This is a genomic window from Limnohabitans rimovensis (SeqCode) (assembly GCF_965234775.1).
GTDB lineage: Bacteria > Pseudomonadota > Gammaproteobacteria > Burkholderiales > Burkholderiaceae_C > Limnohabitans > Limnohabitans rimovensis.
Genome location: NZ_OZ248562.1, coordinates 1,268,181 through 1,288,077 on the forward strand (window position 1 = coordinate 1,268,181; position 19,897 = coordinate 1,288,077).

The following is a 19,897-nucleotide window of genomic DNA, read 5'->3' on the forward strand; positions in this document are numbered from 1 at the left end:
TGTGGCTTAAATAGCGGCTGTCAAGCCCTGGAAGATATTCCCATTCAGTCTCGCTGAAATGATCATCAACGCCGCTTGCGTCGCAATGATGTCAGCTGGTTTCATCTTTGGGGGGTCTGGTTGTCCTTGTACCAAAGCACATACAACACGGGCAGCACCACCAAGGTCAGCAAAGTGGCGGTGAACAAGCCACCAATCACCACGATCGCCAAAGGGCGTTGGGTTTCGGCGCCAATATCGTGGCTCAAGGCCATGGGCAACAAACCCAAGGCAGCGAGCAAGGCGGTCATCAGCACGGTGCGCAAGCGTTGCATCGCGCCTTCTTTGACCGCATCCAACACATTCAAGCCTGCGCTGCGCAATTGTTCAATCACAGAAATCAAAACCACCCCATTGAGGACGGCTTGCCCGGATAAAGCGATGAACCCAATGGCCGCCGATACCGATAAGGGGATAGAGAACATCCACAAACTGATGAAGCCACCAATCAAGGCCAAGGGCACATTGAGCAAAATGAGTGATGCTGTTTTGAGCGACGAAAAAGCATGGAACAACAAAATGAAAATCAGCAAGAAAGACAAGGGCACCACTACGCTCAAGCGCTGCATGGCCCGCTCTTGGTTTTCAAATTCACCCGACCAGGTCAATTTGTAACCCGGCGGGATGGCCACATTTTTTTGCAAACGCGCTTTCATGTCCTCGACCACTGACCCCATGTCGCGGTCTTTGATGAAAATGCCCAAGGCCATGGTGCGTCGACCCGACTCGCGGGCGATGTTCATGGCGCCTGAGGTCTCGCGGATGGTGCTCACCGCGCCCAAGCTGACATAGCCGCCGTCTGGCGTGGACAAAGGGATGGCGGCCAAACGGGCCAATTGGCGCTGGGCATCGGGCAAGCGCACAGCCACATTGAATTTGCGCTCGCCTTCCCACAAGGTGGTGGCGGCCTTGCCCGCCAAGGCGGCTTCAATCACATCTTGGATGTCACCCACATTCAGCCCATATCGGGCAGCACGCTCGCGGTCTATTTCAATCAACAATTGCGGCAACTCACCAAAGCGGTCGACTTCGGCGCGATAGACGCCGCGCACTTGCTTGATCTCGTGTTCAATTTCTTTGGCGGTTTTGCGCAACTGCGCCAAATCGTCGCCGGCGAGTTTGATCACAATTTGCCCGTCAATTTGCGAGATCGACTCCAACACATTGTCCCGAATGGGTTGAGAAAAAGTCGGCTCCATGCCCGGCAGGTCTGACACCACCTGGTTCATTTGCTCGATCAAGTCTTCCTTGGTCAAACCTGGCCGCCATTGCTCAACCGGTTTCAGGTCGACAAACACTTCGGCCATGCTGATGGTTTTGGGGTCGGTGCCGTCTTCGGGTTGGCCGGCTTTGGACACCGTGGTATTGACCTCGGGCACGGTGAGCAAGGCGCGGCGCACATCGTGCAAGATGCGCGCCGCTTCGGGGTTGGACACGCTGGCGGGCAGGCGCAGGTTGACCCAAATCGTGCCCTCATTGAGCTCGGGCAAAAACTCAGAGCCCAAATGATAGGCGGCGACCAAGGCCAGCATAAACGCACCCAAAGCCATGCCAATCACCGCCTTGGCATGTCCCAAGGCCCAAGCCAAAACAGGTTGATAGGTGCGCTTGCAAAAGGAAACCAGGCGGTTGTCTTGGTGCGGCAAGCCTTTGCGCAACACCCAAAAAGCGATCAAGGGCACCAAGGTGAGCGAAAAAATCAGGGAGCCGATCAGGGCCGAGGTGACCGACAAGGCCATGGGCTGGAAGATGCGGCCTTCATGGCGCTGCAACGCAAAAATGGGTATGTGGGCCGCGATGATGATGAGCATTGAAAACAGCGTGGGGCGGCCCACCTCGTTGGCGGCGCTGGCAATCACATGGCGACGCTCTTTGTCGTTCATGCCCTCACCACGTTGCGCCAGGCGATGCATGATGTTTTCAACCACGATGACCGCGCCATCCACAATGATGCCAAAGTCCATCGCCCCCAAGCTCAACAAGTTGGCGGGCACGCCCATGATCTTCAAGCCCATGAAGGTCGCCAACAGCGACAGCGGAATGATCACCACCACCGCCAAGCTGGCGCGTACATTGGACAAAAACAAATACAACACCAAGGCCACGAGCAAGGCGCCTTCGACCAGGTTTTTGAACACGGTGAACAGAGTCTTTTCCATCAACCAGGTGCGGTCGTAAAACGGCACCACTTGCACCCCGGGCGGCAAGGTTTTGGCGTTGAGGTCGGCAATTTTTTCCTTCACCTGCTTGAGTACCACACTGGGGTTTTCGCCCTTGCGCATGATGACAATGCCGGTGATCACGTCGTCGTCGCCGTCTTGGCCGACAGTGCCCAAGCGTGGCACAGCCCCCACCACCACCGCGGCCACATCGCGGATCAAAATCGGCGTGCTTGCGCGGCTGCCCACCACAATGCGACCAATATCGTCGGCGTCGCGCAGCAAACCAATGCCACGGATGGCGAACTGCTGTGCGCCCTGGGCCACATAGCTGCCGCCGGCATTGGCGTTGCCCCGCGCCAGGGCGTCCAGCAACTGTTGATAGGTGAGCTTGTAGGCCTTGAGCTTGTCCAGATCGGGCTGCACCTCGTACTGTTTGATGAAGCCACCCATGGCGACCACATCGGCCACCCCGGGCACTTGGCGCAAGGACCGCTCGACCACCCAGTCTTGCAAGCCGCGCAGTTCGGTGGTGGACAGGCCATCGCCACGCAGGCGATAGCGCATGACTTCGCCCACTGGCGTGGCGTTGGGTGCAATATTGGCCTCAACACCCGTGGGCAAGTCCACCCCGCGCAACCGCTCATTGACCTGTTGGCGCGCCAAATGGACAGGGATGCTTTCGTCGTAGGTGATGACAGTGAAGGACAGGCCAAATTGGGTGTGCGAGAACAGGCGGATCGAACTGGGCAAGCCCGACAAGGCGACTTCCAAGGGCAGGGTGACTTGCTTTTCAACCTCTTCAGCGGCGCGGCCCGGGTACAGCGCGATCACGGTGACTTGGGTGTCTGTGACGTCGGGAAACGCCTCGACCGATAAGTTTTTAAACGCGAGCACACCGCCAAACACAAAGGCCAGGGTGGCCAAACCCATGAGCAATGGCTGGGTCAGCGCATACAAAACAATTTTTTTCATGGCTTGGCTTTGCCCGCCTCGACCACCTGGGTGCGGGCAGCGGCTTGTGCCATGCTGAATTCGCGCTCGAGCAGCAGCACATTTTGTTTGACCACCATGTCGCCAGGTGCTAGGCCTTCTGTGATGTGGGAGGTTTTGCTGTCAGATTGCCCCAGCACCACGTCGCGCGATTGGTACACACCAGTTTGGTTTTGCACATAGACCACATGTTGGGTTCCGCGCAAAAACACGGCTGAGGAGGGCACCATCACCCCGCCGTCGAGCTTGCGCTTGACTTGCACGGTGCCAATCATTTCAGCCTTGAGCAATCGTTCAGGGTTGGCTACTTTTGCCTTGACTTTGACCACCCGTGCCACTGGATCGATGGCGTCACTGCTGCCGACCACGGTGGCTGAAAAGCGGCCATCGGACACGCCGGACACCCGCAGCGGCAAAGACACACCCGTGCGCAAATGGGGTAAATCTTCGACCTTGGCGTCAATCAGCAGCCACAACTCACGCGGATCGGTCACCACAAACAAAGCCGCGCTCGCAGGGGATGCCGCTTCAGGCCGCACCTCTTGCCCCGGGTTGAGGTTGCGCTCGACCACCACACCGGTCATTTGCGTGGTCAAGGCGATCAACTGGTCCACCCGTTGCCCGCCACCATACATGGCCACGCGGGCTTGTGCCCGGTCCACCTCGGCTTGTGTGCGCAGGGCATCACCCTGGGCTTGTTCCAGCTCTTTGCGTGCCACGATACCGGCATTGAACAAATCTTGTTGCCGGGCCAGGTTTTTTTGCGCCACGGACGCATCGGCCAGGGCGCGTGCCGCGTCGGCTTGGGCAGCGCCAAACTCGGGCGAGCTCAAAGTGGCCAAAGCACTGCCCGCACTCACAGACTTGCCCACATCGGCATGGATTTGACTCACCCGGGCGGCAAATGCCGAGGTGATGCGCTGGGTGCGGTCTTCGTTCCAAACCAAGCGTGCGGGCAATTCAAACACCAGGTCTTGTGCGGCTTGCGCGGCTTGGGCTGACAGCAATGGCAGTTGCGGGTGACCCGGGGGATATTTGATTTGACTGGCTTCAAAAATCGGCTGCGGCGCCCCAACGGCCGCAGGTGCTGAGCGGTCGCAAGCGCTCAGCAAGGCCAAGCCCAGCCAACAAACGGGTAACAGGTTTCGGTGTGTCATGGTCATGGGGTGGTCGCGGTTGTGGTGGGGCGCACTGCAGCCGCACTTTGGGTGCGGATATCCCATTGGGTATGGGCTTTGGCATGCTCTGTGCGGGCGCTCAAGGCGTCCATTTGGGTGCTGCGCAAAGTGCGGCGTGCTTCAATCAGGTCGGTCAGCGACAGGGCGCCCTTTTGGTAGGCGTAGTCGGCTTGGGAGGCTATTTTTTGGGCCCGAGGCAATATCTGTGCTTCAAACCATTGCAAGCGTTCTTGGGCATGGCGCAGCACCTGTGCAGCGTCGCTGATATCTGTTTGTGCAGCAATGCGGGCACGCTCCAGCGCCACTTCGGCTTGCTGCAGCTGTGCGGTGGCGCGGCCAATTTCACCTTCAAAGCCATATCCCCAGTGCAAAGGGATTTGGACCCGCAACTCGACCAGGCTGTTCGAATTGGGTGGGTAATGGTCGTAGGCTCCACCCCAGGTGATGTCTTTCTTTTTCAGCGATTGGGCCAACTCCAGCGCGCTGCGCGCGGCCAGCCAGCGCTGTTGGGCGGCGACCACATCGCTGCGTGCTTGCACCCAAGCTTGTAACTGTGCGGTGCTCAAGTCCAGCGAGCCCGCAGGCGTGGCGCTGGGCCAAATCACCTGGGCTTGCCATCCAAAAACGGGGCCTGGCAGGGAGGTGACTTGCTGCAACACCAAGGCGCTGCGGATTTTGTCGCTTTGCGCCTGTGCCACATCGCCTTGGGCCTTGGACCATTCAATGGCTATGCGGTCGGCATCTTGTTCGGACACGTCACCAGCTTTGAGGCGTTGCTGTGTCGCTTGGTGCAATTGTTGGGCACTTTGGGCCATCGATTGCATCAATGACTCACGCTGATGGGCAGCTGCCCACTCAAAAAACGCCACGGCCGCTCGTATTTGTTGCTGCGCTTGGGCTTCTTGCACGTCGGCTTGGGCGGCCGAAACCATCTGCTCGCTGGTTTGGGTGCGCAAAGCGCGTTTGTTGCCGCGCTCCCAAACCACATCGATACCGATCGATTTGTCCACCCGCCAGTCGTTGACGGGGTTGCCTGAGGGTGCGCCCAAACCGTTTTGCAAATCGATTGATGCGGCCTTGAGTGTCAAGTTGGGCAGGGGCGCATGGTTGGCCGACAAGACATCGGCGCGAGAGGCGTCCAGGCTGCGCTGGGCCTGTTGAACGCCCAGGTTACGCCCTGCGCTTTGCAGCACCAGCGCCAAGCTGATGTTGTTATGGGCGATGTTGCGCGCCATTTTTTCTTGCGCACCCACGATGGAGCTGCCGGTGGCCAACCCACAGGTGAGCGCGCACAGCGGCAGCCAGCCTTGCAAAAAGGTGTGTCGTATCATGGAACGGATTGGCGCACAGCCAACCTGACCTTGACCTGACCAATCGGGATGGATGAACTGCCATGCGTGTGTTGTTGGTCGAAGACGACGATGTTTTGCGCGACGTGTTGTGCCGCAGCCTCACGGCGGCGGGGCACCGGGTTGATGTGGCGGGCAATGTCCAAGACGCTCACCATCTGTGGGGCATCCAAAGCTACGACGCTGTTTTGCTGGATTTGAACTTGCCTGCCAACGCCCAGCGCACGGCCCTGCCTGCCAGTGGCTTGGAGGTGCTGCGTGCCGCCCGCGCCCGAGGCGACCACACACCGGTGATTGTGTTGACCGCCCGCAACCGCACCGAGGAGCGCATCGACGGACTCAATGCGGGTGCAGATGACTATTTGGGCAAACCCTTTGACTTGGCTGAAGTGGAAGCACGCTTGCGCGCTGTGGTGCGCCGTGGCATTGGGGTGCAAGATGTGGTGAAAGTCGGCGCTTTGTCACTGGACAGGCAAATGCGCCGCTTGACCCTGGCGGGCCAGGACTTGGAGTTACCCAGCCGCGAATTTGAAGTCTTGTGGGAGTTGATGAGCCCCCCTGGGCGGGCGGTCCCCAAGCGCGAACTGGCAGAAAAGCTATCAGGCTTTGACGAGTGGTTGGGCGACAACGCGCTGGAGGTCTTTATCTCGCGATTGCGCAAGCGGCTGCAGGGCAGCGGCGCGGGCATTCGCACCTTGCGTGGCATTGGCTATGTGATCGAAGCCCAAGCAGATGACGCAGCACCATGACCGAGCACTCACTGCGCACGCGTTTACTGCAGCAAATCTTGGTGCCCTTGGCATTAACTTGGTTGGTGTCCAGCCTGGTGGTCATCGCTGTGGCCAGCCACTTTGCGCAAAAAGCCTTTGACCGCAGCTTGCTCGATGACGCTTATTTGTTGGCCAGCCGGGTCAGCGTGATCAAGCCCGGCAAAGCGCTGGAGCTCAACTTGTCAAACCAAGACCTGGGCACGGTGTTGTTTGACCAAAGCGAAAGCATCTTTTTTGCGATTTATGACCAACAAGGTGCGTGGGTGGCGGGGCACCCGGGTTTGTTGGCACCTGCCTTGCAGTTGAATGCCCCGCCATTGTTTGAAAACGTGGTGTTTCAAAGCATGGACATGCGCAGCGTGACGCTGTTTCAAGCACAGCCCCAGCCTTTTTTCGTGGTGGTGGCACAAACCACAGCCAGCCGCAGCGGTTTGTTGCAAAGCCTGCTGTGGGTCACCGTGGTGCCGCAGGTGCTGCTATTGATGCTGTTGGGTTGGGGTTTGCGCCGTGCGATTCAAAAAGAAATTGACCCTTTGCTTGGGTTGGAGCAAGGCATTTTGAGTCGCGATGTGAGTGACTTGAGCCCCTTACCCCCCATGGGTGGTTCCCGCGATGTGCGCCGGCTGGGTCAGGCGTTCAATGATTTGCTGATGCGTTTACAAGACGGTGTGCGCGCGCAACGCGAGTTCACTGGCAATGTGGCCCATGAACTGCGCACCCCTTTGGCGGGCATTCGCGCCTTGGCCGAGTTTGGCTTGCAACAAAACGACCCGGCCCAATGGCGAGAGCAATTGCTGGCGATTGTCAAAAGTGAAGAACGCGCCTCTCATTTGATGGACCAATTGTTGGCACTGGCTTATGCGGATGAGGCCCAGCAGGGCATGCCCTTGCAAGCGCTGCGCTTGGACACCTTGGTGCGTGGGGTGGTGATGCGGTACATGCCCAAAGCCATGTCGCAAAGTGTCGACCTGGGGGCGGAAGGCCTTGACGAACCGGTTTGGGTGATGGGCCAGGCGACCCTGATCGAGGGGGTGGTGGGCAACTTGTTGGACAACGCCTTGCGCCATGGGCGACCCCTGGGCGGCGCCAGCCCTTGCGTGACCGTTGGCTTGGCCCGCCTGCCCCACCCTGGAACAGCCGGGGCCGGCGCACAAGTGGTGTTGTCAGTGACCGACAACGGCCCGGGCATCGACCCGGCCCAGCAAATCCGCGTACAAGCACGTTGGGTACGCTCGGACGCACAAATCGATGTGAACGCTGGTTTTGGCTTGGGCCTGTCGATCATCAAAGCCTACGCCCATTTGCTCAAATCGCGCCTTCAATGGGAGGCTGGCCCCCAAGGCACGGGCCTGCGCATCAGCCTTTCGTTGACGGTGGTGGCTGCACCTGCAGTTCCGCTTCATCAATAGCTCAACCGGCTTGAAAGCCTCACCATGCCACGCATTGAAGCATCTGCCCCTCCCCTTCCCACCCGTGAAGTCAGGCCCTGAAAGATATCCCCATGGAGACCCGTGACATCACGGACCCGGGCAATGGAAGGCATGCTTAGAAATAAGCCATGTCCTTGATGTCCTCGATCAGTCGCTTGATCATGGTTTTGGAGCCATAAGACTCTTGGATCAAGTCGCGCTGGCGAAGCTTGGTGTACAGCCCATTGTCTGCGCGCAAACCGGCCAGCACCTCGTCGAGCACCGGCTTGTTGTTTTGCAGGTCCAGGTACTCTTGCACCTGGTCGGACATTTTGTGCGACGACATCAGTCCAGTTTTGTTTTTGGCTTTGGCAATGGAGTCGTCCGAATCGACCAATCTGCGCACCGTCACCAAAGTCAGAATTTGGCGGTTGTAATCCAAGGTCACCGAGCGCTTGAAGAAGTATTGCAAGATGGGGATGTCTTGCAAAAACGGCACACCATTGGACATGGAATCGATTTCACGTTCGACCAAGCCATTGAGCACAAAGGTTTGGCCGTAAGTCACCAGGGCCGTGGCATTGACGGCGTTGCGGGTTTGCATCAGCGCCACGTTGGAGTTGGCCGTTTCTTCAATGAAAGAACGACTGGCGCGGATGGACAGCAAAATTTTGTCATCCTCCAAAAACGTGGGCGTGACCGACAAGGCCACACCCACGGGTTTGTCGACCAAGGTGGCTGAGTTGACACCGCCCACCTTGATGGAGTAGGTGGCACCGCTGAAAAAGATCGACGGCAAGCGGTCAATCGCCGACAAGGTGGGGCGGGCAATCACCTCGTTCTTGGTGTAGAGGGAGTTGGCAATGTTGAGGTTGTAGCTCAAAAAGCCACCGGTCACTGCGCCTGTCGCATCTGCAGCCAAAGTGCCGGCATTGGTCAGGTTGTTGGCCGACTGGGTGGCCTGGTTGGCCGTGTCACCCATGGCGGAAAAGCTCAGGGACTTGGACAAGGTCAAGCCATCCATCAAATTGATGCCAAAGCTTTTTTGCAGTGACTCTTCGGTGCGGATCATGGTCACTTCGATGATGGCCACCGGTGGGTTCTCTCCGGCACAGGGCGCGGGCAAGGTGGGTGCGGTGATGTTTTCTTCGTTGGCTGGCAACTCAAACGTTTTGTTCATGGGCACCGCGTCTTTTTCGAACACGGGGCCTGGGCGCAGGTCACAACGGAACCAGTTTTTGCGCTGATTGGGGTCTCCCGCATCCGCTTTTTTGTCGTCCTTGGCCTCTTCTTTGGCGTCTGCTTTGGCCTCAGGCTTGGCGTCGTCGGTTTTGGCTTGGGCCAGCATCACATCTGAACCTGGGCGGAACGATGTTTTGGTGGCCAGCAATTGGTCCAAGCGACCGCTGACATAGCGGGCCTCGTCCTTGTTGCCTTCCATGGCCGTGTACTGGGCCAGCATGGTTTTGACCAACTCGGGCTTTTTGGCCACCGCGGCTTGAAAGGCCTTCATGCGGTACAAACGCGCATCTTTCCACGCCAGCTTGTCCAACTCGGCCGTGGCCCAGGTTGCGGTGGCTGCGTCGCCCGAATACAGACTGGCCTGGGCCATGCCAAACAAGGCCTCTTGCGGGGCTTTGACCTTGGCGTCCACGGCCAAGGCAAAAGATTTCTTAGCTTCGGTGAACTTTTTGGAGGACATGTACAAGCGCCCCAACTGCAAATGGGCCACATCCAAAGTCGAGTCCAGACCCACTGCAGTTTTGTAGCCTGCCTCGGCCAAGGCATAGCTATCGGCGTCACCCTTTTCGTATTTGAGTTGGTAGGTCAGCGCATTGAAAAAGTGCAAGGGCGCGTTTTTGAGGTCAAATTTCAATGCAGTATTGAACACCGTTTGGGCATTGTCCAAGTCGCCCTTTTCTAAATACTCGGCACCGGCGCGCATCAAGGCTTGGGTGCGGCTGAGTTCAGTCGTCTCTGCTTTCTTGCCAAAACCATCCCAAATACTGCTGGTGCTTTTCCCCGACATCGAAGAGCAACCTGTCATCGCCACGGCGAGCAATAACATGTTGAATTTGTTGAGTTTTAAATTGAATTTCATGGTTTTACCTAATTTCAGAATTGCGGATGATAAATCGATAATTAAATTATTTATTGCAAAAAACTCAAAATTTTTTGTAGGCGCTAAACATATGAGGGTTCGTGTGTTTTGCGTCCATTGGGCTGCATTTCATGGGGATCCATACCTGAATGGCCATTGACTGAACCGGGAACATGGTCAAAAAACCTGTCAGTACGTTGACCCTTCTCATCAATGAAAGCAAGTTCAGCGAAAAGTTTTGTCAACCCCATGCACGCCAAACACCTTGAACCAAACGCTGGTTGAAAAATGCCAGAGGGCATTTTTGCAAGGGTCGACGGTGAAAAATCAAAACCATGGCCACAAGCTGTTCACCAGGTGCAAACCCTGCCCAGACGGCGCTTGTGCTTTTAATCTGTGCTGTAGAAAATGTTTCAAAAGGTGACCAGCAGTTCTAAGGCGCCACTGACCACAACCGTCAGACGGGGGAATTGCATGAGCGAGTTGCCAAATTCTGTTTCACGCGCACACACCGCGCCAAGCAGCCACCCGCAGGGCCTGACCAAAACCCGCCAAGTTTTGGCGCACCCGGTTTTGCAACTGCTGATCCAACACAAGCGCATCAACCCAGCGCAAGCCCAAGCCTTGTCGGGTGAGGCTGGGCCCATGGTGCAGGCCTGTGTGCGCACTGGGTTCATCGATGCGGTGGCCCTGTGCCGCTTGCTGGCCAATGCCTACAAGTTGCCCTGGCAGGATTTGGAAGAGATCAATCCGCGCAAAGTGCCGCGTCAATTGGTCGACTCCACACGTTGTCGACAGCTCTGGGCCATGCCCATCGAACGCAAAGACAACGCCGTGGTGGTGGCGATTGCCGACCCGTCTGACACCCTGGCGCGCCAATCCATGGAGCAGGCCTTGCGCAGCAAGGTGCAATGGGTGGTGGCCAATGTCGATCAGCTCGAGCGCATGCTGGATTTTTATCATCCGGCGTCACAGGCCCACGCGGTGAGCGAAGCCGCACCCGTAGAGCCCGAAGAAGATGGCGATGCGGTGGCCTATTGGCAGCGCATCTTGGCGCAAGCCGTGGCATGGCGGGCGTCTGACATCCACATCGAGTCGCTGGAAAACGGCTTTCAGGTGCGCTTGCGCGTCGATGGGCTGTTGCGACCCATACCCAGCGCGGCCGCTGATTTGCGCCTGCGCCTGCTGTCGCACATCAAGGTCTTGGCGCAAATGGACATTGCAGAAAAGCGCTTGCCGCAAGATGGCCGCATTGGCGCGGTGGTGCAAGGGCGGCGTTTTGATTTGAGGGTCAGCTCTTTGCCGACTTTGCATGGCGAGAAGTTGGTGGTGCGCCTTCTGGGCGATCAGCAACGACCCGCATTGGCGGCGCTCGGCTACGAGGCCGATGACTTGGCACACATCCACCAAGCACTGCGCCGAACGGGCGGCATGATCATCGTCACCGGTCCCACAGGGTCTGGCAAAACCCTGTCGCTGTACGCATGCTTGGACGTGCTCAACCAAGCCCACGTCAACATTGCCAGCATCGAAGACCCGTGTGAAATGGTGGTGCCAGGCATCAACCAAGTGAATGTGAATGAGCGCGCAGGCTTGGACTTTGCCACCGGTCTGCGGGCTTTTTTGCGGCAAGACCCGGATGTGTTGATGGTGGGCGAAATCCGCGACCGCACCACCGCCGGCATTGCCTTGCAAGCGGCACAAACCGGGCACCTGGTGCTGACCACGCTGCACACCAACGACGCCCCGGGCGTGCTGTACCGTTTGATGCACATGGGTGTGGAAGCGTTTCAATTGGCTGCCAGCGTCCACCTGGTGACGGCGCAACGCTTGGTGCGCCGTTTGTGCGCGCAATGCAAGCGACCCACCACCCTGGGCGCCGAGTTTGATCGGCTGGGCTTGGGCGCCGCGGCCATGACCCAGGCGGGTTTTGCCAGCGACCTTCAGCCCGACCGACCGATTTATCAACCGGTGGGTTGTGGTGCATGCCTGGAGGGCTTCATGGGGCGGGTCGGCATCTTTCAGGTCATGCCAGTGAGCACCTCCCTGGCGACGCTGCTGGTGCAAGCCCAAGACCTTCACACCCTGACGGCCCAAGCCCAACGCGAGGGCATGCGCACATTGCGCCAATCCGGTTGGCTCAAAGTTTTCAGCGGCGTCACCGCTGTGCAAGAGGTGTTGGGGGCCACCCATGTCTAGGCCCCAGCCGCCTGCGCCACAGGCACCAGAACAACAGATTTGGTTTGTTTGGACGGGCCGCGATGCGCAGGGGCAAGACCAAAGCGGCCAAATGTCAGCCCTGCAACGCGCTGACATCGAAGCGCATTTGCATGCGCAGCGCATCCGGCCCATCCGCATCCAGCGCAAGCGTCAGCCCCAAGCGCCCCGACCAGCGCGCGCCAAGGAGGTGGCCCGCTTCACCTGCCAACTGGCCACCTTGGTGCAAGCCGGCATTCCTTTGTTGAGCGCCTTGAAACTGCTGGACAACGCCACCGAACACCCGAGCATGCGCGCCGTTGCACAAGATTTGATGGCCCAGGTGGAAAGTGGCGTGAGCCTGCACCAAGCCATGCAAACACACGCCTGCTTTGGGCCGGTTTATTTGGGGATGGTGGCGGCGGCCGAAGCATCGGGCCAGCTGGATGTGATTTTGGCTGAGCTGGCGCAAAGTTTGGACAGCGACCTGGGCCTGCGCGAGGCCTTGAAGTCGGCCCTGACCTATCCCCTGGCCGTGCTGGTGTTGTCGGTTGTGGTGTTGGCCATCATGCTGGCGTGGGTGGTGCCGGCCTTTGAAAGCATCTTCACCTCGATGGGTGCGGAGCTGCCCGCCCCCACACAAATGGTGTTGACCTTGAGCCGTTGGTGGGTGGCCCATGGTTGGACACTGACCGCCGCATTGATCGCGCTGGGGATGGCGCTGCGCCATTGGCTGCGCCACCACCCCAAGGGGCAATGGACCCTGGCACAACTGGCCTTGGCTTTACCGATATGGGGGCAGTTGGTGCAACTTGCTTGTGTGTCGCGCTGGGCGCGCACGCTTTCCAGCTTGATGCAAGCCGGTGTCTCTTTGCCCGAGGCCTTGGACATCAGTGCAAAAGCCAGCGGCAATCTTTGCTATGAGAAAAGTTTGGCCTTGGTGCGCTCGGACGTGATGACCGGAACCGCCTTGGCCCACGCTTTGGAACACGGCAGCAGCTTGAACGCGGCAAGTTGGCGTGAGGGCTTATACAGCCCGTTGTTCTCGCCCCAAGTGGTGCAAATGGTCGCGGTGGGCGAAGCCTCTGGCCGCTTGGATGACATGCTCATGCAAGTGGCACGCATGCACGAAGCACAGGTGCAATGGCTGCAAAAACGCATCGGTGTGCTGATGGAACCCACGGTGATCGTGGTCTTGGGCGTTTTGATTGGCGGCTTGGTGACGGCCTTGTACCTGCCCATTTTTCAGCTCGGCCAAGTGCTTTGAGGGCTGCATTAGACTGCGCGCATGGACAAAGTGTGGCGCATTGGTTTGACGGGCGGCATTGGCAGCGGCAAAAGCACCGCCGCCCAAGTGCTGGCCCAATTGGGTGCCGCTGTGATCGATGCCGATGCTGTGGCCCGCTCGGTCACCGCCCCGGGTGGCCCCGCCATGGCACCTTTGCGTGCGGCCTTTGGCGACGCGGTGATCGATGCCCAAGGCGGCCTGGACCGACAACACATGCGCGAGCTGGCCTTCAGCGATGCCAAAGCCAAAGCACAACTGGAAGCCATCGTCCACCCCTTGGTCAAGGCAGCAATCGACGGACAAGCGCAGTCGGCCCTGGACGCTGGATCCCGGGTGCTGGTGTTTGACATCCCTTTGCTGGTGGAGTCGGGGCGCTGGCGCGAGCGGGTGGATGGGGTGTTGGTGATCGATTGCAGCGAAGACACCCAAATCGCCCGGGTCCAAGCGCGCAATGGCTGGCCGCGAGCGCAAATTCTTGCGGTCATTCAAGCCCAGGCCACGCGGGCCCAAAGGCAGGCCGCGGCCGATTGGCTGATCCTCAATGAGGGCCTGGGGCTGGATGCCTTTGAAGCAGCGGTGGCCCAACTCGCCCGCCAGTGGGGCTTGCCCACCCCAGGACGGGATTCGGCGTGACCGAAATGCGCCCGCGCCACTGAAAAACAGCGGCCAGGGCCCCATTTGGCCCTGTCGGACAAGGTTATGATTGCGCCTGGAAATGACGCGCAGTGATCCTCTACGAGCACCCCTTCAACGAAAGAGTCCGCACCTACTTGCGGCTGGAGCATTTGTTCCATCGTTTCGACGAATTGATCACCCGTGAGTCCGCCGTTGACCACCACTTTGCCCTGACCACCTTGTTTGAACTGGTGGATGTGGGCGGCCGGGCCGACCTCAAAACCGAGGTGCTCAAAGACCTGGAAAAAAATCGCCAGCAGTTTTTATCCTATCGGGGCAACCCCTCGGTATCTGAAGGGGCATTGAACGAAGTCATCGCCGAACTCGATATGCACCTGGAGTTGCTCAAGTCGTTGTCGGGGCGCATCGGTCAAGCGGTGACCGACAACGAATGGTTGTCGAGTTTGCGCAACCGCTCCAGCATCCCAGGTGGCACCTGTGGCTTTGACTTGCCCTTCTACCATGCGTGGCAGCAACACCCGAGCGCACAACGCTGTCAGGACCTGCGCCAATGGGGTGAGAGCCTGCGCCCCTTGCAAAATGCCGTTAACTTGTTGCTGCGCTTGTTGCGCGACAACGGCATGACCCAAAAAGTGGTGGCTGCTGCGGGCCAGTTTCAGCAAGCCCTGCCCCAAGGACGCTTTCAGCTGATGCGCTTGCGCTTAGACGCGCAACATGGCCTGATCCCTGAAATCAGCGGCAATCGTTTGATGATTTGGGTGCGCATGATGAAGGCCGATGAGGCCGGTCGCATGCAAGCAAGCAACCAAGACGTCACCTTCGAAGTGGCCTTGTGCGTCTGAGCCCGTCAACGGCGCATTGACTCAGGCATTCAGGCAGACGTTCGGCACAGCATGGGGATGGAATCACGCACCGTCAGATGCCCGGGATGCGGCGGGGACAGTTTGTATGCCCCGTCCAACCCCTACCGGCCTTTTTGCTCCAAGGCCTGTAAAAACCACGACTTCGGCGCCTGGGCCAGCGAGCAACATCGCCTGCCTGACGACACCCCCAGCGACGATTTCGACAACCCCAGCAACTTGCCCGCACCACCCTTGCCCCAGTGAGCCGTGGCAACGCCTACCCCTGGTGGGTCGGCCCAAGGTGGGAACGTTCTTCGGCCAACCACTGCAGCACAGGCAGCGTGCCAGGCAACACCGGGGCCACTTGCACGGGCAAGGACTGCCATGCAAAGGTTTGCCCCTCGCGCATTTGCATCTCTCCTTGCCAGGCCCAGACTTTGCAAAAGTTGAGTTGCACCCAGGCATGGGGGTAGTCCACTTGGGTGCTGCGCCAGGCCTCAACCTGGCTGATGCGGATGCCCAGTTCTTCTTCCAACTCACGGCCCAGCGCCTGCGCCACGCTTTCGCCGGCCTCCAGCTTGCCCCCTGGGAACTCCCAGTAGCCCGCGTACACCTTGTCAGGCGGGCGTGAGGTGAGCAAAAAAAGGCCGTCGGCTTTGATCAGCACACCCACGGCCACTTGCACCAAAGGCCGCTCGGGCCCACCTTCACGGGCCAGCGATGCGTCGGCCACCAAGGGGGATGTCACGCCGCGCTGCGCCCCACGTGGTGACCCGCAAAGTCGCGGGCAAATTGGTGCGCCACACGGCCGCTGCGCGACCCGCGCTCGAGCGCCCACACCAAGGCCTGGGGTCGCGCCGCCTCAAACAGCGCAGGCGACACGCCCAGAGCGGACAACCATTGGGTCACGATGGTGAGGTACTCGTCTTGGGTGAATGGATAAAAACTCACCCACAAACCGAAACGCTCGGACAGGGAGATTTTTTCTTCAATCACCTCACCTGGGTGCACTTCACCGTCTTCGGTGTGGGTGTAGCTGAGGTTGTCTTTCATGTACTCGGGCAGCAAATGGCGGCGGTTGCTGGTGGCGTAAATCAACACATTGGGAGACGCCGCCGAGACGGTGCCGTCCAAAATGGACTTGAGGGCTTTGTAGCCGGACTCGCCATCTTCAAAGCTCAGGTCATCGCAATAGATGATGAATTTTTCGGGGCGGTGGGCGACCAGGTCCATGATGTCGGGCAAATCCGTGAGGTCGGCTTTGTCGACTTCGATCAGGCGCAGGCCTTGGGGCGCATAGTGGTTCAAGCAGGCTTTGATCAGTGACGATTTGCCCGTGCCCCGTGCCCCCGTGAGCAGCACATTGTTGGCCGACAAACCTTGCACAAACTGCTCGGTGTTTTGCTGGATTTTTTCTTTTTGCGGCTCGATCTCTTTGAGGTCTTCCAGCCTCAAAGGGGCGACATGCGCCACCGGCTCCAAGGCACCATGGCCACTGGCCCGTTTGCGGTAGCGAAAGGCGACGCTGGCCGACCAATCGGGCGCCGACAAGGGGCGGGGAAGGACCAACTCCACCCGGTCCATCAAGGCGTGCAAACGCTCGACCAGGGCATCAAATTTATCGTTCATGAAAAGGCGCTCGTAAAAACCTGCAGCTTGCAGGCGCTCAACTTCTGTAGTCGGCGTTGATGGTGACGTACTCGTGGCTGAAGTCACAGGTCCACACGGTGTCGGTGGCTGGACCGCGACCCAGCACCACCCGCACCGTGATTTCGGATTGCTTCATGATGCGCTGGCCATCGGCTTCTTGGTAACTGGGGCTGCGCCCGCCGTTCACGGCCACTTGCACATCGTCCAGATACAAATCAATGTGGGCTTGGTCCAAATCAGCTATACCGGCATAGCCCACCGCCGCCAAGATGCGGCCCAAATTCGGGTCGCTGGCAAAAAATGCGGTTTTCACCAAGGGCGAATGGGCAATGGCATAAGCCACTTGGCGGCATTCGGCCGCATCGCGCCCACCCTCGACGGTGACGGTGATGAATTTGGTCGCCCCCTCGCCATCGCGCACGATGGCCTGGGCCAATTGGCGTGACACCTGCATCAAAACGCTGCGCAAGGCCTGGCCATCGGTTGAAGCCCAATCGGTGACCGTCGGGTGCTTGGCCTGCTGGGTGGCCATGACGATGAAAGAGTCGTTGGTCGAAGTATCGCCATCGACCGTTATGCGGTTGAACGACGCCTCGGCCAAATCATGGGCCAGTGCGTCCATCAAACCAGGGGCAATGCAGGCATCGGTGGCCACAAAGCCCAGCATGGTGGCCATGTTGGGGCGAATCATGCCGGCGCCCTTGCTGATGCCCGTGACCGTCACCGGCACACCCGACAGCATGACCTGCACGGAAAAGGCCTTGGCCACGGTGTCGGTGGTCATGATGCCGTGCGAGGCTTGCAACCAGTGGTCGGCATGGGCCGCCGCGATGGCAGCGGGCAAACCGGCCACGATGCGCTCGTGGGGCAGCGGTTCCATGATGACGCCGGTGGAAAACGGCAGAACCTGTTGCGGGTTGATGTGGAGCTGCTCGGCCAAAGCTGAGCACACCGCTTGGGCATCCAACAAACCTTGCGCACCGGTGCCTGCGTTGGCCACCCCAGTGTTGATCACCAGCGCCCGGATGCCTTGCCCACTGGCCAAATGCGATCGGCACAACTGCACAGGCGCGGCACAAAAACGGTTTTGGGTGAACACACCGGCCACGGCAGCGCCAGGGTCGAGCAAAAACACGGTGAGGTCTTTGCGGTTGGCTTTGCGCACGCCAGCCTCGACGACCCCAATGCGCAAACCAGCCACCGGATGCAAATCACCGGCCTGGGGGGGCAATAAATTCACAGCCATTGTTTCAAGCCAGCTTGCCGTGGCAGTTTTTGAATTTCCACGGACTAAAGATTGGGCATTGATTTATATAGATTTTTTTTGATAAAAAACAAGTATAAAACATTTGTCTAACAATCCACTAAAGTTGCCATAGCTTAATCATAGCGTGATTTGGGGTTGCACTGTGACCATAGCTACGCTAAAGAATTACTATTCTCAATCAATAATCAGACACAAGATGAGTATAACTTTTCTGTGTTTTATTGATTTTTTGACATGATTTTTAAACAGGAAATCAATCATTAAATCAACAGCTTAATAGGATTAGATTGCACAGAGTGCAATACGACATAAAACAAATACACACAAAGAAAGACTAATGAATTAGAATTTACTACCTACATTGCTTTTGGTTAGCATATGCAAAACGATTTCGACGCATTCATTTCACACTTAAATCTTAGCGAAGTCAAGCTTAAAATGCTTAAGAGACTGTGGAATAGTGGAAATATTTTCCCAAAAGATTGGGTTAGAAGTAGTGAATTGTTAACCTTAACAAATCAGAAATATTTTGACCGACGACTACGAGAACTGAGAGACAGAGGTGGATTAGATTTGGAAACAAAGCAGATTAATGGCGAACATTGCTGGAGACTAAATTCCAATAATATTTCAAAAATCATCAATAGAACTTACTTAACAGCAAAACAAAAGATAGAAATGTTTGAACAAGCAAAACACACTTGTTCCATCTGCGGAAAATTTAGTTTAGCTGGAGTACGTGGACTCCAAGCAGATCATAGAGTTCCACTAACTCGAGGTGGAAGTGAAGAGCTTAGAAATTGGCAACCTATATGCAATGAATGCAATGTTGTCAAACGCAGACAATGCCAAGACTGCACCTTAAATTGCGAAACTTGCAGTTGGGCTTATCCCGAAAAATCAAGCAAAAAATTGTTGATAAACATACCAAAAAATTTATCTCAAAATCCCAAAATTAACCAACTAAATGACGAACAACTAGAAGCATTTTTTGTCCAATTACTTCGTAAAGATTTAGACTAAGCAAAACAGATTGTCTTCAATAGTTCTCTTTTGTTTTTTCTTCTTAAGTGCATTGATGATTGCTAAGCCAACAGCCCTTGCTACTGGGGGTGGAAAAGCATTACCAATTTGACGATAAGCAGAAGTCTTCTTTCCACAAAAATGCCACTCATCAGGGAATCCTTGAATACGTGCAGCCATACGCAATGTTAATCTTGGAGTGAAATCTAAAGGCGCGTCACTTCCAGGACCTACATCAACAATTCCCTTACCATCAACCTTGAGGTCTAACCATTGTCTCTTAGCCCTCGTTGGTCCTAAATCAGCACCGCCATGCTTCTTACTTCCACCAACAAGTGTTGGCGCAATCTTGTTTGAATAATTTAGCCACTTATCTGCACCTTGCCAACCATTTTCAGCAATCAAATCAAAAAGTGCATCCCCTACTGTTACAACTTTATCTTCACCCTTAGGCCAAGTAAAATATTCAGCATATTCATCCTTAATCGCTACCAATATAAATCTTGGTCGCAATTGAGGAACACCATAACTAGATGCATTCAATACACGCCAATCCGATTTGTAGCCCAGCTTAGAAAGTGTTTGTAAAATCCAAGCCCTATAGTTTTCAAACTTCGGAGTGGATAAACCACGTACATTCTCTAGTAAAACAGCTTTGGGATTACATTGCTCTATAAGTCTTAGTGCGTCTGGAAATAAATCTCTATCATCTAAATTCCCTAATTGCTTACCAGCCAAGGAGAAAGGTGGGCAAGGAACACCACCAGCAAAGAGATCAACACCATTAAATTTTTCAGCACTGAAAGATTTCACATCCTGTTCAACTACATTCCACTTCGGGCGATTGTGTCTAAGTGTTTGACATGCATGTGCATCTATCTCTACTGTCGCTAAATGATTAAAGCCAGCCATCTCCAATCCTAAAGCTTGTCCACCAGCGCCTGCACATATCTCTATAGATGTAAATTTAGACATAAAAATGTTGATTGAAAGAGGC

The 19,897-nt window shown here is 56.8% G+C and carries 16 protein-coding genes; 8 read left to right on the forward strand and 8 right to left on the reverse strand.

Annotated elements, in window-relative coordinates; all coding sequences use genetic code 11:
- Positions 1 to 101 precede the first annotated feature (101 nt).
- Genes AC8GFZ_RS06165 through AC8GFZ_RS06175 form a run of 3 tightly spaced genes read right to left on the reverse strand, consistent with a single transcriptional unit; the run spans position 102 to position 5,700 of the window.
- Entirely contained in the window at positions 102 to 3,173 is a 3,072-nt protein-coding gene (locus AC8GFZ_RS06165) for an efflux RND transporter permease subunit (protein ID WP_506643378.1), read from the reverse strand.
- On the reverse strand, positions 3,170 to 4,348 hold the full coding sequence (locus AC8GFZ_RS06170; protein ID WP_506643380.1) for an efflux RND transporter periplasmic adaptor subunit: 1,179 nt from the start codon (positions 4,346 to 4,348) through the stop codon (positions 3,170 to 3,172). The genes AC8GFZ_RS06165 and AC8GFZ_RS06170 overlap by 4 nt, the downstream gene beginning before the upstream one ends.
- 2 nt (positions 4,349 to 4,350) lie before the next feature.
- A complete protein-coding gene (locus tag AC8GFZ_RS06175) occupies positions 4,351 to 5,700 on the reverse strand; it encodes a TolC family protein (protein ID WP_506643382.1) in 1,350 nt (449 codons plus the stop codon).
- A gap of 62 nt (positions 5,701 to 5,762) precedes the next feature.
- On the opposite strand from AC8GFZ_RS06175, the gene AC8GFZ_RS06180 reads away from it, so the two are divergent.
- Both AC8GFZ_RS06180 and AC8GFZ_RS06185 read left to right on the forward strand, forming a co-directional pair.
- On the forward strand, positions 5,763 to 6,467 hold the full coding sequence (locus AC8GFZ_RS06180) for a response regulator transcription factor (protein WP_506643384.1): 705 nt from the start codon (positions 5,763 to 5,765) through the stop codon (positions 6,465 to 6,467).
- On the forward strand, positions 6,464 to 7,897 hold the full coding sequence (locus AC8GFZ_RS06185) for a sensor histidine kinase (RefSeq protein WP_506643386.1): 1,434 nt from the start codon (positions 6,464 to 6,466) through the stop codon (positions 7,895 to 7,897). The genes AC8GFZ_RS06180 and AC8GFZ_RS06185 overlap by 4 nt, the downstream gene beginning before the upstream one ends.
- 136 nt (positions 7,898 to 8,033) lie before the next feature.
- On the opposite strand, the gene AC8GFZ_RS06190 is transcribed toward AC8GFZ_RS06185, so the two are convergent.
- Complete coding sequence (locus tag AC8GFZ_RS06190) at positions 8,034 to 9,998, reverse strand: secretin GspD/PilQ domain-containing protein (protein ID WP_506643389.1); 1,965 nt, start codon at positions 9,996 to 9,998, stop codon at positions 8,034 to 8,036.
- Between the two features lie 474 nt (positions 9,999 to 10,472).
- Between AC8GFZ_RS06190 and AC8GFZ_RS06195 the strand changes: the two genes are divergently transcribed.
- The 5 genes from AC8GFZ_RS06195 to AC8GFZ_RS06215 all read left to right on the forward strand — a co-directional run bounded on the left by AC8GFZ_RS06195 (position 10,473) and on the right by AC8GFZ_RS06215 (position 15,224).
- A complete protein-coding gene (locus AC8GFZ_RS06195) occupies positions 10,473 to 12,197 on the forward strand; it encodes a GspE/PulE family protein (RefSeq protein WP_506643390.1) in 1,725 nt (574 codons plus the stop codon).
- Positions 12,190 to 13,461: a type II secretion system F family protein gene (locus AC8GFZ_RS06200; protein WP_506643392.1), complete on the forward strand. Its 1,272-nt coding sequence runs from the start codon at positions 12,190 to 12,192 to the stop codon at positions 13,459 to 13,461. Before AC8GFZ_RS06195 ends, AC8GFZ_RS06200 begins: the two co-directional genes overlap by 8 nt.
- A 21-nt stretch (positions 13,462 to 13,482) precedes the next feature.
- A complete protein-coding gene (coaE, locus tag AC8GFZ_RS06205) occupies positions 13,483 to 14,115 on the forward strand; it encodes a dephospho-CoA kinase (RefSeq protein WP_506643394.1) in 633 nt (210 codons plus the stop codon).
- Between the two features lie 92 nt (positions 14,116 to 14,207).
- A complete protein-coding gene (zapD, locus tag AC8GFZ_RS06210) occupies positions 14,208 to 14,960 on the forward strand; it encodes a cell division protein ZapD (protein WP_506643396.1) in 753 nt (250 codons plus the stop codon).
- A 51-nt stretch (positions 14,961 to 15,011) separates the two neighbouring features.
- Complete coding sequence (locus tag AC8GFZ_RS06215; RefSeq protein ID WP_506643398.1) at positions 15,012 to 15,224, forward strand: DNA gyrase inhibitor YacG; 213 nt, start codon at positions 15,012 to 15,014, stop codon at positions 15,222 to 15,224.
- A gap of 13 nt (positions 15,225 to 15,237) precedes the next feature.
- On the opposite strand, the gene AC8GFZ_RS06220 is transcribed toward AC8GFZ_RS06215, so the two are convergent.
- From AC8GFZ_RS06220 to argJ, 3 genes are read right to left on the reverse strand one after another with little or no spacing between them, the layout of a single operon-like run.
- Entirely contained in the window at positions 15,238 to 15,708 is a 471-nt protein-coding gene (locus tag AC8GFZ_RS06220) for an NUDIX domain-containing protein (protein WP_506643400.1), read from the reverse strand.
- Positions 15,705 to 16,589: an ATP-binding protein gene (locus tag AC8GFZ_RS06225; protein WP_506643402.1), complete on the reverse strand. Its 885-nt coding sequence runs from the start codon at positions 16,587 to 16,589 to the stop codon at positions 15,705 to 15,707. Before AC8GFZ_RS06225 ends, AC8GFZ_RS06220 begins: the two co-directional genes overlap by 4 nt.
- Before the next feature lie 37 nt (positions 16,590 to 16,626).
- Positions 16,627 to 17,856 (reverse strand): bifunctional glutamate N-acetyltransferase/amino-acid acetyltransferase ArgJ, encoded by a 1,230-nt coding sequence (gene argJ, locus AC8GFZ_RS06230; protein WP_506643404.1) that lies wholly within the window; start codon positions 17,854 to 17,856, stop codon positions 16,627 to 16,629.
- A gap of 399 nt (positions 17,857 to 18,255) precedes the next feature.
- On the opposite strand from argJ, the gene AC8GFZ_RS06235 reads away from it, so the two are divergent.
- Positions 18,256 to 18,900: an HNH endonuclease gene (locus AC8GFZ_RS06235; RefSeq protein WP_506643406.1), complete on the forward strand. Its 645-nt coding sequence runs from the start codon at positions 18,256 to 18,258 to the stop codon at positions 18,898 to 18,900.
- Here the strand turns inward: AC8GFZ_RS06235 and AC8GFZ_RS06240 are convergent.
- Positions 18,892 to 19,875 carry a DNA cytosine methyltransferase gene (locus AC8GFZ_RS06240; RefSeq protein WP_506643408.1) on the reverse strand — a complete coding sequence of 328 codons (984 nt, stop codon included), beginning with the start codon at positions 19,873 to 19,875 and terminating at the stop codon, positions 18,892 to 18,894. The two genes, AC8GFZ_RS06235 and AC8GFZ_RS06240, sit on opposite strands and share 9 nt — an antisense overlap.
- Positions 19,876 to 19,897 lie beyond the last annotated feature (22 nt).